The following is a 13564-nucleotide window of genomic DNA, read 5'->3' on the forward strand; positions in this document are numbered from 1 at the left end:
GAAAGCAGTACGTTCCCCTCCCTGATGAGGTTGATCTGATGAAAAACTTGCTGATTGCAGCCAGTGTATTGATGCTGTCGTTGAGTGCTCAGGCTGCACAGGACCCAGAAGCCGTTTACGCGCGCTCTTGTGGGGTGTGCCATAACGGGGCGATCCCCACCGCGCCGCTGAAAGGCGACAAGGCTGCCTGGGAACCGCGCCTGGCCAAAGGCACCGATGCACTGGTACAGAGCGTCACCAATGGTTTGGGTGCCATGCCGCCACGTGGGTTGTGCATGGACTGCTCGGCCGAGGATTACCAAGCTGTCATCAAGTTGATGACTGAGTAAGCCCGGCTTATAAACTCTTTCTCTTAGCCGTAAATTGGATTAGCTGATGAACAAAGTACTCGTGAGTCTGCTGTTGACCCTGGGCATCACCGGCCTGGCACATGCCGCAGGCAATGCTGAAGCCGGTCAGGGTAAGGTTGTTGTGTGTGGTGCTTGCCATGCTGCCGATGGTAATAGCGCTGCGCCGAACTTCCCGAAACTGGCTGGTCAAGGCGAGCGTTACTTGCTCAAGCAGCTGAAGGACATCAAGTCCGGCGCGCGCCCTGTGGTGGAAATGACCGGAATGCTTGATGGTCTGAGCGACCAGGATCTGGAAGACATCTCCGCCTACTTTGCCAGCCAGCAGATGAGCGTTGGCGCAGCCGACCCGAAACTGGTCGAGCGTGGCGGCGAGCTGTTCCGCGGCGGCAAACTGGCTGAAGGCATGCCTTCCTGCACTGGCTGCCATTCGCCGAACGGCGCTGGCCTGGATGCCGCCGGTTATCCGCAACTGGGTGGCCAGCACGCAACCTACATCGCCAAGCAGCTGACTGACTTCCGCGAAGGCAACCGCACCAATGACGGCGACAGCATGATCATGCGGTCGATCGCAGCCAAGCTGAGCAACAAGGATATCGAAGCGGTATCCAGCTTTATCCAGGGCCTGCATTGATCCGCTAACACTGCGACATGCAGTAATGAAATAGGGTGGCTCAGGCCACCCTTTTTCGTTGTGGGCATCGCTACAATGCACGGAACCCTAGTTTGCCTCGCTGGTCGAACCTCGGTTCGTCATCACGCACCGTTTATAGCCAAGGAGTAACGCATGCGTAACCTGATCCTCAGTGCCACTCTCGTCACCGCCAGCCTGTTTGGCCTGAGCGCCCACGCCGAGCCAATCGAAGCGGGCAAGCAGTACGTCGAGCTGAACAACCCGGTTGCGGTTGCCAAACCGGGCAAGATCGAAGTGGTCGAGCTGTTCTGGTACGGCTGTGGCCATTGCTACAAGTTTGAAGAAACCATCAACCCGTGGATCGACACCCTGCCGGAAGATGTCAATTTCGTGCGCATCCCGGCCATGTTCGGCGGTATGTGGAACGTCCACGGCCAGCTGTTTATCACCCTTGAAGCGATGAAAGCCGAGCACAAGGTGCATGCCGCAGTGTTCGACGCCATCCACGTGCAGGGCAAGAAGCTCGCCACCCCGGAAGAAATGGCCGACTTCCTGGCTGCAGAAGGCATCGACAAGGACGCCTTCCTCAAGACCTACAACTCCTTCGGCGTGAAGAGCCAGCTGGAAAAGGCCAAGAAACTGGCCATGGCTTACCAGATCACTGGCGTGCCAGTGATGATCGTAAACGGCAAATACCGTTTCGACATCAGCAGTTCGGGCGGCCCACAGCAGGCCCTGCAGGTGGCCGATCACCTGATCGCCAAAGAACGCGCCGCGCAGTAATTGGCGTACGCGGATAACGCGTAATGCTCAAGCGCTGGCCGGCCAGACGGGCGATTGACCTGTGCGATCCACAGGTCAATCCACGTTGTGCGCCAGCGGCTGACTGGCCGCAGAATGGCAGCCTGCGGCTGCTCAGTTTCAATATCCAGGTGGGCATCAGCACCCAGCGTTACCACCACTACCTGACGCGCAGCTGGCAGCATCTGCTGCCGCATGCCGGGCGCAGCGGCAATCTGCAACGGATTGGCGATCTGCTCGGTGATTTCGATCTGGTCGCGCTGCAGGAAGTCGATGGCGGCAGCCTGCGTTCGGGCTACGTCAATCAGGTCGAGCACCTCGCGCACCTCGGTGCTTTCCCCTACTGGTATCAGCAACTCAACCGCAACCTCGGCCGCCTGGCGCAGCACAGCAACGGCGTGCTCAGCCGCTTGAGGCCAAGCCTGCTGGAAGACCACCCGCTACCCGGTCCGCCCGGCCGCGGTGCGATGTTACTGCGCCTGGGCGAGGGCCCAGATGCGGTTGCCGTGGTGATGATGCACCTGTCCCTTGGCGCGCGTACCCGCACGCGCCAGTTGGCCTATATTCGCGAACTGCTGAGCGACTATCGGCACATGGTGCTGATGGGTGATATGAACACCCATGCCAATGACCTGCTGCTGCATTCGCCGCTTCGCGATCTTGGCCTGCTGGCTCCGCAGATCGAGGCAACCTTTCCCAGCTGGCGGCCGCAGCGTTGCCTTGACCACATTCTGCTCAGTCCCGGCTTACCGCTGGAGCGCTGTGAGGTGCTGTCGCAGCCGATTTCCGATCACCTGCCGGTGGCGGTGCAAATTCGTCTGCCCACTTCACTCTACGGGCCCGCAACGCCTATGCTGATTGAGCCTTGAACGTGGACTGCAACCATGACCGATGATGCCCAGCGCTGGAAAAGCAAGTACCTGGAAAGCCTGGAACAGCAAGAGAAACTCGAACGCAGCTGGGATGCCCGACTCGACCTGCTAAGACGCGGCTTGGTGCGCAGCTCGCTGGCTGCCGAGGGCAGCGACAAGTCGGTCGATCAGTGCATGCAGGAACTGCGCGATATTCTGCGCCGCGACGATATCGACGCCGGCCTGTCGGCGCTGATTCCGCGCCTGGAAAAGGCCGTGCTGGACTCGGAAAAGCGCCGGCAGGATCGCGTCGAGCAGAACATCTCCGGAGTCACCAGCCTGACCGATCAACTGCTCGCCCTGGAGCCGCCGCGCGAGGTGCGCAAGGCGCTCAAGCAGTTTGCCAAACGTATCGAGGAGCGTGCCAGCCAACCGCGCGAACTGCCGGCGCTACTAAGCGAATTAAGCAGCCTGCAGCAACAGGCCCTGGCTGCGCTTGAGGCTGAACCCAGCCAGGCGCGTCCGGGGTTTCTCCAGCGTTTGTTTGGCGGCAAGGAAGCTGCGCCTGGCAGCCCCGCTGGCGACGAATCGGTACAGGTCGATCAACCGCAACCGGCAGCGTCTGCCTCAGCTGGTGTCGCGCAACCTCAAGTCGCCCCTCCGGTTGCTGAAGCGGAGGTAAAGCCGAACAATGAGGCGTCTGCGTCAGTCGCACCTGTCACGCCAAGCTCTGTGTCAGAACCACAGCCTGTGTCGGCCGAAGTGCCCAGCGCAGCAGCGGCGGCTGCAATAGTTGCAGTAGCCCAGGGTTCCGCTGATCCGGCCTACGCCCTGCCGGAGATTCCTGAGCCAGGTTATAGCGCGGTTGCCCCACATATCGGCGACAGCCTGATGGGCCTGCTCGATGAGCTGGAGTTGCCGGAGCGTCATCAGCCCCAGGGCGATGCCTTGCGCCAGCGCGTGCAGGGCGGCCTGAACTGGTACGAGCTGGTGTCGGTGCTGGACGATCTGGCGGTACTGGTGCTGGCCGTTACCGACAGCGGTCAGCGCGAGTTTGCCAGTTACCTGAAGCAGCTTAACGAGCGCCTGGCGTCATTTCTCACCACCCTCAGCGAGGCCCATGAGGGCTACAGCGAGTCGGTGGAAAGCGCACGAACCTTTAACCAGGAACTGCGCGAACAGGTCAGCGGCTTGCAGGCCAGCGTGCAGGATGCGGTCGATCTGCCGACCCTTAAGCAATCACTGGAGGCACGCCTGGATGGCTTGCTCAGCACAGTCAGCGAGCATCAGAAGCACCGCGACGGCCATGAGGAAGAAGTGGCGCAGCGCCTGCAAAGCCTGACCCAGAAGGTCGCCGATATGGAGCAGGAAGCGCAGAGCTTCCGCGATCACCTCGAAGAGCAGCGGCAAAAAGCCCTGATTGATCCGCTTACCGGTCTGCCCAATCGTGCCGGCTGGAGCGAGCGTCTGGAGCTGGAGATGGCGCGCTGGAAGCGCTACGGCGGCGAGCTACTGCTGGCGGTGCTGGATATTGATCACTTCAAGCGGATCAACGACGGCTACGGCCACCTGGCCGGCGACAAGGTGTTGAAGATCATTGCCGGCGAGCTGGCCAAGCGCCTTCGCAAGACCGATTTTATTGCCCGTTTTGGCGGCGAGGAATTTGTTCTGCTGATTCCCTCGACGCCCATGGAGGGCGGTCACCAGCTGCTGCAGACCCTGCTCGATGGCGTCGAGCAGTGCCCGTTCCACTTTCGTGGCGAACGCGTGACCATCACCCTGTCGGCCGGCCTGACCGCATTTACCGGCGATGAGGGCAGCGACAAGGTGTTCGAGCGCGCCGACCAGGCGCTGTACCGCGCCAAGAGCGGCGGCCGCAATCGGGTCGAACTGAGCTAGCTCGACTCAGGCCACTGCATGCAGATAGGGCTTCCAGCTCTCCGGAATGCTGTCCAGCTGCGGGTAACCGAGGCTGCGCAAATGCCCGCCGGCGAGCAGGAAGGGCGTATGCCGCAGCGCCTGCGGCACATCGCGTAGTTCCGGTAGCCAGAGGCTGACGTACTGCGCATCAGGGTCGTATTCACGGGCCTGGCGCAGGGCATTGAACACTCGGTTATGCCGTGGATCGTTGCCCACGCCAGCCAGGTAAGCCCAGTTGCCCCAGTTGCTGGCCGGGTCGTAATCAATCAGATGTTCCTCGAACCAGGCCGCGCCATGGCGCCAGTCCTGTTGCAGGTCATTGATCAGATAGCTAGCGACCACCTGCCGGCCGCGGTTGGACATAAAGCCGGTGGCGGCCAGTTCGCGCATATTGGCGTCGATCAGCGGCATGCCGGTGCGCCCGCGTGACCAATCCTGAAAGCGTTGATCCAGCTGCTGCGGTGCGCGTTCGGTGGCCTTCAGGCCACCCGCCTTGAACAGTGCGCTGCCATGGCGAATCAGAGTCCAGCGGAAGAAATCACGCCAGAGCATCTCCACCCACAGCCACTGGGTCGAATCGTTGCGTTTGTACTGCGCTTCATGGCGGCGTAGCTCTGCCACCACGCGGCGTGCAGACAGGCTGCCGTTAGCCAGCCAGGGCGAGAATTTCGATGAGTATTCGCTACCGATCATGCCGTTGCGGGTGTCCTTGTACTGCCGAACGCCCTGGGTTTTCCACAGGTAGTCGCGCAGCCTGCCCAGCGCAGCAGGTTCGCCACCGGAGAACGGAAAGGCACTGGCCGGTACGCTAAGCGGCTCACCCAGGCCCAGCTGGGACAGCGTCGGCAGCGGTTGCATCAGCGCCAGCGCGCCATCTGGCAGCCCCGGCAGACGATCCGGCGCATGCCGCGGCTGGAACACCTGTAGGCGTTCTTCCACCATGCTGCGGAAGCGGCTGAACACATGCGGCAGTTGTTCGATGCTGAAGGGCAGTTCATCTGCGCGCAGCAGGTTGTTGGCCGGCGCCTGTTGCAGGGGGATATCACCGAGACGCCGGGCCACGCGGGCCACCTGGGCGCGTTCGTCGGGCGCTACTTCCTCCAGGGTCAACACCTGGTCCAGATTGAACTGGGCAACCAGCTGGGCAATCGCCTGTTCCGCCGAGCCGATAACTACCAGCAGGTGTGAGCCACGCTGGCGCAATTCACCTTCCAGTGCCACCAGGCTTTCCAGCAGAAAGCGCGCGCGGTGCACGCCCATGCGACGCATGCCAAATTCGTTGAGTTGTAGCAGTGCCGGGTCCAACACGTATACCGGCAGCAGGCATTCGGCGGTCAGGCCCGCCTGCAGGGCGGGGTGGTCATCAAGGCGTAGATCCTGTTTGAACCACAGCAGTGCGCGCATTGTGCTGATCTCCTAATCAATACAAAAACTGTACAAAAAATCCATATCTGTACAAATTTCTAGTCTAGCAGCGTCCGTCGCACCTTGCCCAGGCAACAGACCGGCGTGGCGTTTCTGCCAGATCAAAGGCGTTTTCTATGTCGATAGACACTAAACTCTGCCGATCTGTTGAGGAGTAGCTATGGAAATTTTCGGCATCGCCGCGTTGATCTTTCTGGTCACTGACCCCTTCGGCAATATCGCCATCTTTATCGCCGCGCTGAAGAACGTACCGGCCAAGCGCCGCCTGTGGGTCGCCGCGCGTGAGCTGTTGTTCGCCCTGGCGCTGTTGCTGCTGTTTCTTACCTTTGGTGACAAAGTGCTCAGCGCCCTGGGCCTGTCGCGGGAGGCAACCGCGATTGCCGGCGGTATCATCCTGTTCGTGATCGCCATGCGCCTGATCTTCCCCGGCCCGCAAGGGGTGTTGGGTGATGTGCCGGATGGCGAGCCGATGCTGGTGCCATTGGCCACCCCGGCGGTGGCCGGGCCTTCAGCCCTGGCGGTGTTGATGACCCTGCGCAATACCCACGACGGGCCGCTCTGGGAACTCTACGCCGCCGTACTGCTGGCCTGGGCGGCGACCGCATTTATTCTGTTGCAGGCCTCGTTGCTGCAGCGTTTTCTCGGACCTCGCGGGTTGACCGCAGTGGAGCGGCTGATGGGCATGCTGTTGATCATGCTCAGCGTCGACATGCTGCTGGATAACCTGCAAAGCGTGTTGCATATCAACCCATGAAAGTTCTGTGTCTAAGTTTTCTGGTTTTGTTGCTGGCCGGTTGCAGCAGTGGTTTACGCATTGATGACAGCCATATCGCCAGCGGACAGAACAGCCGCGTGCAGTACATCGTGCTGCACTACACCTCCACCGATATGGCGCGCTCGCTGCAACTGCTGACCGAGACTGAAGTCAGCAGCCATTACCTGATCGGCGAAGCGCCCGCGACCATCTACCGATTGGTCGATGAAAACCGCCGCGCCTGGCATGCCGGCGACAGCCAGTGGCAGGGCCGCACCTGGCTCAATGGCACTTCGATTGGTATCGAGCTGGTCAACCAGGGCTTCTACGACACTCCCAACGGTCGCTACTGGCAGCCCTTTGCGCCCGCGCAGATCGATGCACTGATCGTGCTGCTCAAGGACATCATGCAGCGTCACCAACTGGCCCCCGGCAGCATCCTGGCGCACAGCGATGTTGCCCCGCAGCGCAAGGTTGATCCCGGTCCGCTGTTCCCCTGGAAGCGTCTGGCCGACGCCGGCCTGATGGCCTGGCCGGATGCCGCCGAGGTGGCGCGTGAGCAGGCGCTGTTCAGCGCCAGCCTGCCGAGCGTGCAGTGGTTCCAGGAGCAACTGGCGCGTCAGGGCTACGTGGTGCCTAGCCATGGCGAGCTGGACCAGGCCACGCGCAACGTGATCGCCGCCTTGCAGATGAAATACCGCCCGGCCCGCTACGACGGCGAGCCGGACGCCGAGACTGCGGCGCTGCTGATGGTGTTGAACAGCATGCGCTGAAACCTGCTGTCGAGCGCCGCTGATAAACAACCGCCGGAACAGAGTCTGTTTCGGCGGTTTTTTATGTGTACGCGTTCGTTTGTAGACTGCTCATTCAGAAATCGTTCTGGTGATGCTCTTTTATCTGAAAATGTATACAAAGTTGTAGCCAAGAAGCTTTTTGTTTGTCTACATTGCTCGCACAAGAACAACAGCGAGTAACTCAGCATGACGATTTCACCTGTTACGCCGTCGTCCGCGCAGCGCCCGGAAGACGAAAACCTCGGTATCGGTGCCAACCTCGCCTATGGTCTGCAGCATGTGCTGACCATGTATGGCGGTATCGTGGCGGTGCCACTGATCATTGGCCAGGCGGCGGGATTGTCACCGGCGGATATCGGCCTGCTGATCGCCGCCTCGCTGTTTGCCGGCGGCCTGGCAACCCTGTTGCAAACCCTTGGTTTGCCGTTCTTCGGCTCGCAATTGCCGCTGGTGCAGGGCGTGTCTTTTGCGGGCGTGGCAACCATGATTGCGATCATCGGCAGCGATGGTGCCGGCGGTCTTCCGGCAGTGTTCGGTGCGGTGATAGCGGCGTCACTGATCGGGCTACTGATCACCCCGGTGTTCTCGCGAATCACTAAATTCTTTCCGCCGCTGGTCAATGGCATCGTCATCGCCATCATCGGCCTGACCCTGATGCCGGTGGCGGCGCGCTGGGCCATGGGTGGTAACAGCGAGGCGGCGGATTTTGGCAGCATGGCCAATATCGGCCTGGCCGCGTTGACCCTGGTGACTGTGCTGCTGTTGAGCAAGCTGGGCAGTGCGAGCATCTCGCGTCTGTCGATCCTGCTGGCCATGATCATCGGCACCCTGGTGGCCGTTGCCCTGGGCATGGCGGATTTTTCCAAGGTGGCTGAGGGGCCGATGGTGGCGCTGCCCAGCCCGTTCCATTTCGGCATGCCGACCTTCCATGTCGCGGCAATCATTTCGATGCTGATCGTGATCATCGTCACCCTGGTGGAAACCTCGGCGGACATCCTCGCGGTCGGTGACATCATCGAAACCAAGGTCGACTCCAAGCGCCTGGGCAATGGCCTGCGTGCGGACATGATCTCCAGCGTGCTTGCGCCGATTTTTGGCTCCTTCACCCAGAGCGCATTTGCCCAGAACGTCGGCCTGGTTGCCGTAACCGGGGTGAAGAGCCGCTATGTGGTGGCCTCGGCCGGACTGATTCTGGTGACCCTCGGCCTGCTGCCGGTGATGGGTCGTCTGGTGGCAGCCGTGCCAACGGCGGTGCTGGGTGGTGCCGGTGTGGTGCTGTTCGGCACCGTGGCGGCCAGTGGCATTCGCACCCTGTCCAAGGTCGATTACCGCAACAATATGAACCTGATCATCGTCGCCACATCGATCGGTTTCGGCATGATCCCGATTGCCGCACCGACCTTCTATCACCACTTCCCCGCCTGGTTCGAAACTATCTTTCACTCGGGCATCAGCTCGGCGGCGATCATGGCGATTCTGCTCAACCTGGTGTTCAACCACGTCAAGACCGGCAACTCGGATCAGCAATCGGTATTCGTCGCTGCCAGCGACCGCACCCTGCGCTATCAGGATGTGGCCGGCTTGAGTGAGGGCGATTACTTCAAGGACGGTAAGCTGTTCGACTCTGACGGTAAGGAAGTGCCGATTGTGCTTGAGGACGAACATGCGCCGGCAGCGGCGAGACCGCGCAGTGCTTCTTCCGCTGCAGCCAGCCACGTCTGAGGCCCTGATATTTGACGCTGCCGAGACTAGATCGGCAGCGCCAGATAGAACTGCGCACCCTGGCCGGCGCGTGAGTGCACGCCGATCTGCCCGCCGTGCAATTGGACGATCTCCTTGCACAGCGCCAGGCCGAGGCCGGCGCCGCCTTTCTTGCGGCTGACCTGGACGAAGGGCTCGAAGATCCGCGTTTGCTGGCGATAGGGGATGCCCTCGCCGTTGTCTTCCACGCTGAGCACCACCCGATCATCCTGCTGCCGCGCCTGCAGGCGGATATGCCCGCCGGGGTGGCTGTGGCGCAGGGCATTGCCGATCAGGTTGTCGAGCACCCGCTCGATCTGCAGCGGGTCGATCTGCACGTCCGGCAGTTCACCGTGCACCTCACAAGCCAGGCTGATCTGCAGCTCGGCGGCCTGGGCGTTGAAGCGCTGTTGGGTCTGTTGCAGCAGCGGGGCCAGGGCGCAGGCGGAGAGTTCCAGGGTCTGCAGGCCGTTCTGGTAGCGCGAGAAATTCAGCAGGTCGTTGATCAGCCGCAACAGGCGGTGCATTTCCTCATCCACGGTATTCAGCAGGTCGGCCTCGCGGGTTTCGGCGCTGAACTGCAGGCGCTCCTGCAGCAGCGAGAACGCCATCAGCATGCCGGTCACTGGCGTGCGCAGTTCATGCGAGGCACGCAGCACGAACTCGCTGCGCACACGCTCGAAGGCGCGCTGTTCGGTGACATCGCGCAGCACCATCACCGCGCACATAAACCGACCTTCGCTGTGGTGAACGCCGGACAGGCTGTAGGCCAGCACACGTTGCTCGCCGTCGACCTCGGTCTGCACATCATCCAGCACCTCGTCCAGGCTTTCGCCTTGCAGCACCTTGTGCAGCTGCTCGGCCAGGTCCGGGCGTTGCATGGCCTCGTCCAGTTTCTGCCCAAGCTGCTCGTCACCCCAGTTCAGCTGGCGCTGCGCCACCGGATTGATGTGCTCGATGCGCGCGGCGCAATCGAAGATCAGCAGGCCGTCATCGATGCTGTCGAGTACCGCCTGCAGGCGTTGTTGCCCGGCCTGCAGAGCCTCGATATCACTGTTCTTGAACTCGCGCAGGGCCTCGGCCATCAGGCCGAAACGCTGGCTCAGGGCGGACATTTCCGCCACGGGGGTCAGCGGTAGAGTGACCTGAAAATCGCCCTTGCCGATCTGGTCGGCGGCGCGCGCCAGCGCCTCGATTGGCCGGCCGAAACGTTGGGCGATGTTGTGCGCGGTGACAAAACCGATCACCAGCACCGCCATGCAGATCAGCCCCAGCAGGCCGGCGATCAGCCACGCGCGCTCTCGTGCGCGGGTTTCCTCAAGCGCTGCGGCGTCGACATAGCGCGTTTGCACCGCGTTGATGCGGTCACGCAGGGCTTCGATAGCGCGGCCGAAGCTGTCATTGCTGAGCAGCTCGCGGCGTACGGTCAGCGGTTTGGCCAGCAGGTCATCGAAGCTGGCGTAGGCGCGCTCGATTTCGGCAATCGCCTGGCGGTCGCTGTCATCGGTGGCGCTTTCGGCGGCGCGCTGCAGCCAGACCTTGAACTGCTTATCGGAGGCTTTCAGGGCCTCGCGGTCGAGGTCTTCGGCGAGCAGCAGAATCACCTGTTTGCCCAGCTCCTGACGCAGGCCCAGGCTGGCATCGATGATCTGCAGATTGCGGGTCATTGCCTGGCTCTGCACCTGGGTCAGCTGCAGCACGCTGAACATCCCCAACAGCAGCCCGACAATGGCCACGGTCAGCAGTGCGCTGCTGCTGATAAACAGCCGGCTGCGCAGCTTCACAGGCTGAGCTGCTTGCGCTTGCGGTACAGGGTCGAGGCGTCGATGCCGAGGGTTTTTGCCGCCTGGTCGAGGCTTTCGCTGTTGGCCATCACGGCGCTGATATGGGCTTTTTCCAGGGCTTCCAGGCTCAGCTGATCACCGATTTGCGGCGCACATTGGCTGGTCTGGGCGTTGAGCCCGAGGTGGCTGACCTGCACCAGTGCTTCGCTGCAGATAATGCTGGCGCGCTCAATCACGTTGCGCAGCTCGCGGATATTGCCCGGCCAGGCGTAAGTCAGCAGCGCCTCGCGCGCCTCCTCGCTGAAGTTGCGTGCGGGCCGCGCATACTCGACGACGAAGCGCGCGAGGAAACGCTCGGCCAGGTCGAGGATATCCTCGCGGCGCTCGCGCAGCGGCGGCAGGGTCAGGGTGATGACGTTGAGGCGATACAGTAGGTCTTCGCGGAAACGCCCTTGCTGGACCATCTCATCGAGATTGAGGTTGGTTGCCGCGAGAATCCGCACATCGGCCTGGCGGGTCACCGGGTCGCCGATGCGCTCGTATTGCTTGTCCTGAATAAAGCGCAGCAATTTGGGTTGCAGGGCCAGCGGGAAGTCGCCGATCTCATCGAGGAACAGGCTGCCACCATCGGCCTGGTTGACCCGGCCCAGGGTGCTTTCGCTGGCGCCGGTAAAGGCCCCGCGGTTATGCCCGAACAGCTCGCTTTCCATCAGCTCGGCACTCAGCGACGGGCAGTTGATGGTGATGCAGGACTTCTTCGCGCGTTTGCTCCAGCGGTGAATGGCCTGCGCCAGCTCGCCCTTGCCGGTGCCGGACTCGCCGAGAATCAGGATATTGGCGTCGGTGTCGGCTACCTGCTTGGCCGTCTGTAGCACCGCCATCAGTGCCGGGCTCTGCGAGTCGAGGCCATCGCCAGGCTTGCGTACATAGCCTTCCAGGCGTTCCAGGCGCTCGACCAACTGGCGCGCTTCCAGCTGTTTGGCGGCGGCCAGGCGCAGCTGCTCCGGGCTGCAGGGTTTGACCAGATAATCCGCAGCGCCGGCCTGAATGGCATCCACCGCAGTGTCCACCGCCGAGTGCGCGGTGATGATCACTACCCGCATCCAGGGGGCCTGCAGGCGCATCTGTGCCAGCACGTCCAGGCCATCGTCCGCGCCCAGGCGCAGATCGAGAAAACACAGATCGAAGACCTGGCGCAGTAGCAGAGCATCAGCCTGTGCCGCGCTGGTCGCGGTACTCACCTGATAACCCTGATCTTCCAGGCAATAGCGGAAGGTGCGCAGGATGGCGGTCTCGTCATCCACCAGCAGAATGCGTCCCAGGCTCTGTTCTTCTGTGCTTGCGTGCATATCCAGCTCCTTCTTATCCCGCACACAGTCATTGCGTGCACAGGGTTAGTCCGCGACGTGTCGTGCAAGTTGCACGGCCGTTCTGCGCCGATCATGCAAGCTGCAAGCTTGGTGCTTTCGGTTAGTGTTTATAAGTTATTGATATTTATGAATTTATATCAACAAACAAAGCTGGCATGGCAGTTGCGATATACCCGTAACGACGGCGACAAACGGCCGTCTGCTTGATCGTTATCCATTGGAGGAACTGCCATGCATCAATTGAAAACTCTGGCCCTGGCCACTGCGACCGCCGGCCTGATCGGTCTGGCTCCTTTCGCTGCCTATGCTGCCGAGGGCGATGCCAGCCGCGAGCTGAGCGAGGCGCGCCAGGAAGGCTCGATCTGGACCGCGTTTGCCCTTAACCGCCACCTCAACCCCTTCACCATCGACGTGGATGTGGAAAACGGCAGCGCCAAGCTGACCGGTAAGGTGGAAACCGATGTAGAGCGCGACCTCGCAGAGCAGATTGCCCTGGGTATCGAAGGGGTGAAAAAGGTCGACAACCAGCTGACTCTGGATCCGGCCTTCGAAGCCAAGGCCAGCGCCGAGCCGAACCTGTCGCAGCGTTTTGACGACGCGACTCTGGTAGCCACGGTGAAATCCAAGCTGCTGTGGAACAGCAATACCGAAGGTCTGGATATCAACGTTAACGCGGACAACGGCAAAGTCAGCCTGACCGGTAACGCGCAGACCGCCGAAGCCAAGGAACTGGCTGGTCGTTTGGCGGCCAACACCGATGGTGTGCGTGCAGTGGACAATCAGTTGAGCGTCAGCGCCACCGACAGCACCGCTGCCAAGGCGCAGAACGCGGCCGATGACACCGCTGCGGTGATCAGCGATGCGTGGATCACCAGCAAGGTGAAATCCAGCTTTATCTACAGCCGCAACCTCGACGGTCTGGATATTTCCGTCGACACCCAGAAGGGCATGGTCAGCCTTAGTGGCACTGTGCTGAGCAACGCCGAGAAGCAACTGGCGATTGAAACCGCCCGCAACATCCGTGGCGTGCGCGGCGTTGACGCCGATGGTCTGCGCATCGACAGCTAATTCATCCGGGCGGCGGCCATACCGGTCGCTGCCTGTTGTCTGAGGCTGCCTTGGCAGCCGCTACAACTCATAGGAG

At 61.6% G+C, this 13564-nt stretch carries 12 protein-coding genes; 9 read left to right on the forward strand and 3 right to left on the reverse strand.

The window, feature by feature from the left end; translation table 11 throughout:
• Window positions 1–38: 38 nt before the first annotated feature.
• The 5 genes from ACQ4LH_RS01275 (at window position 39) to ACQ4LH_RS01295 (ending at window position 4532) form a co-directional block, all read left to right on the forward strand.
• A complete protein-coding gene (locus ACQ4LH_RS01275; RefSeq protein ID WP_275959915.1) occupies window positions 39–329 on the forward strand; it encodes a c-type cytochrome in 291 nt (96 codons plus the stop codon).
• Window positions 330–375: 46 nt separating this feature from the next.
• Window positions 376–981 (forward strand): c-type cytochrome, encoded by a 606-nt coding sequence (locus ACQ4LH_RS01280; RefSeq protein ID WP_430695515.1) that lies wholly within the window; start codon window positions 376–378, stop codon window positions 979–981.
• Between the two features lie 153 nt (window positions 982–1134).
• Window positions 1135–1764 carry a thiol:disulfide interchange protein DsbA/DsbL gene (locus ACQ4LH_RS01285; protein ID WP_430695516.1) on the forward strand — a complete coding sequence of 210 codons (630 nt, stop codon included), beginning with the start codon at window positions 1135–1137 and terminating at the stop codon, window positions 1762–1764.
• Between the two features lie 23 nt (window positions 1765–1787).
• On the forward strand, window positions 1788–2651 hold the full coding sequence (locus ACQ4LH_RS01290; RefSeq protein WP_430695517.1) for an endonuclease/exonuclease/phosphatase family protein: 864 nt from the start codon (window positions 1788–1790) through the stop codon (window positions 2649–2651).
• 15 nt (window positions 2652–2666) lie between these two features.
• Complete coding sequence (locus ACQ4LH_RS01295) at window positions 2667–4532, forward strand: diguanylate cyclase (protein ID WP_430695519.1); 1866 nt, start codon at window positions 2667–2669, stop codon at window positions 4530–4532.
• A gap of 6 nt (window positions 4533–4538) precedes the next feature.
• Here the strand turns inward: ACQ4LH_RS01295 and ACQ4LH_RS01300 are convergent, their stop codons facing one another.
• Entirely contained in the window at window positions 4539–5957 is a 1419-nt protein-coding gene (locus ACQ4LH_RS01300; RefSeq protein ID WP_430695520.1) for a DASH family cryptochrome, read from the reverse strand.
• Window positions 5958–6138: 181 nt separating this feature from the next.
• Between ACQ4LH_RS01300 and ACQ4LH_RS01305 the strand changes: the two genes are divergently transcribed.
• From ACQ4LH_RS01305 to ACQ4LH_RS01315, 3 genes are all read left to right on the forward strand, one after another.
• Window positions 6139–6732: a MarC family protein gene (locus ACQ4LH_RS01305; RefSeq protein WP_430695521.1), complete on the forward strand. Its 594-nt coding sequence runs from the start codon at window positions 6139–6141 to the stop codon at window positions 6730–6732.
• Entirely contained in the window at window positions 6729–7505 is a 777-nt protein-coding gene (locus ACQ4LH_RS01310) for an N-acetylmuramoyl-L-alanine amidase (RefSeq protein WP_430695522.1), read from the forward strand. The genes ACQ4LH_RS01305 and ACQ4LH_RS01310 overlap by 4 nt, the downstream gene beginning before the upstream one ends.
• Before the next feature lie 207 nt (window positions 7506–7712).
• The gene (locus ACQ4LH_RS01315) at window positions 7713–9248 is read left to right on the forward strand and encodes a nucleobase:cation symporter-2 family protein (protein ID WP_430695523.1); all 1536 of its coding nucleotides are present in this window, start codon (window positions 7713–7715) and stop codon (window positions 9246–9248) included.
• 26 nt (window positions 9249–9274) lie between these two features.
• On the opposite strand, the gene ACQ4LH_RS01320 is transcribed toward ACQ4LH_RS01315, so the two are convergent.
• Window positions 9275–11050 carry a KinB sensor domain-containing domain gene (locus ACQ4LH_RS01320; RefSeq protein ID WP_430695525.1) on the reverse strand — a complete coding sequence of 592 codons (1776 nt, stop codon included), beginning with the start codon at window positions 11048–11050 and terminating at the stop codon, window positions 9275–9277.
• On the reverse strand, window positions 11047–12399 hold the full coding sequence (gene algB, locus ACQ4LH_RS01325; protein WP_430695526.1) for a sigma-54-dependent response regulator transcription factor AlgB: 1353 nt from the start codon (window positions 12397–12399) through the stop codon (window positions 11047–11049). The genes ACQ4LH_RS01320 and algB overlap by 4 nt, the downstream gene beginning before the upstream one ends.
• 252 nt (window positions 12400–12651) lie before the next feature.
• Here algB and ACQ4LH_RS01330 point away from each other — a divergent pair, with 252 nt between their 5' ends.
• On the forward strand, window positions 12652–13488 hold the full coding sequence (locus ACQ4LH_RS01330) for a BON domain-containing protein (RefSeq protein ID WP_430695527.1): 837 nt from the start codon (window positions 12652–12654) through the stop codon (window positions 13486–13488).
• Window positions 13489–13564: the final 76 nt, after the last annotated feature.

The sequence above is a fragment of the Pseudomonas peli genome, from assembly GCF_050563605.1.
Lineage (GTDB): Bacteria > Pseudomonadota > Gammaproteobacteria > Pseudomonadales > Pseudomonadaceae > Aquipseudomonas > Aquipseudomonas peli_A.

Coding starts and splice junctions, on each gene's coding strand:
- ACQ4LH_RS01305 (WP_430695521.1), top strand. CDS start 6,139: ATGGAAATTTTCGGCATCGCCGCGTTGATCTTTCTGGTCACTGACCCC.
- ACQ4LH_RS01295 (WP_430695519.1), top strand. CDS start 2,667: ATGACCGATGATGCCCAGCGCTGGAAAAGCAAGTACCTGGAAAGCCTG.
- ACQ4LH_RS01280 (WP_430695515.1), top strand. CDS start 376: ATGAACAAAGTACTCGTGAGTCTGCTGTTGACCCTGGGCATCACCGGC.
- ACQ4LH_RS01310 (WP_430695522.1), top strand. CDS start 6,729: ATGAAAGTTCTGTGTCTAAGTTTTCTGGTTTTGTTGCTGGCCGGTTGC.
- ACQ4LH_RS01330 (WP_430695527.1), top strand. CDS start 12,652: ATGCATCAATTGAAAACTCTGGCCCTGGCCACTGCGACCGCCGGCCTG.
- ACQ4LH_RS01290 (WP_430695517.1), top strand. CDS start 1,788: ATGCTCAAGCGCTGGCCGGCCAGACGGGCGATTGACCTGTGCGATCCA.
- ACQ4LH_RS01315 (WP_430695523.1), top strand. CDS start 7,713: ATGACGATTTCACCTGTTACGCCGTCGTCCGCGCAGCGCCCGGAAGAC.
- ACQ4LH_RS01275 (WP_275959915.1), top strand. CDS start 39: ATGAAAAACTTGCTGATTGCAGCCAGTGTATTGATGCTGTCGTTGAGT.
- ACQ4LH_RS01300 (WP_430695520.1), bottom strand. CDS start 5,957: ATGCGCGCACTGCTGTGGTTCAAACAGGATCTACGCCTTGATGACCAC.
- ACQ4LH_RS01285 (WP_430695516.1), top strand. CDS start 1,135: ATGCGTAACCTGATCCTCAGTGCCACTCTCGTCACCGCCAGCCTGTTT.
- algB (WP_430695526.1), bottom strand. CDS start 12,399: ATGCACGCAAGCACAGAAGAACAGAGCCTGGGACGCATTCTGCTGGTG.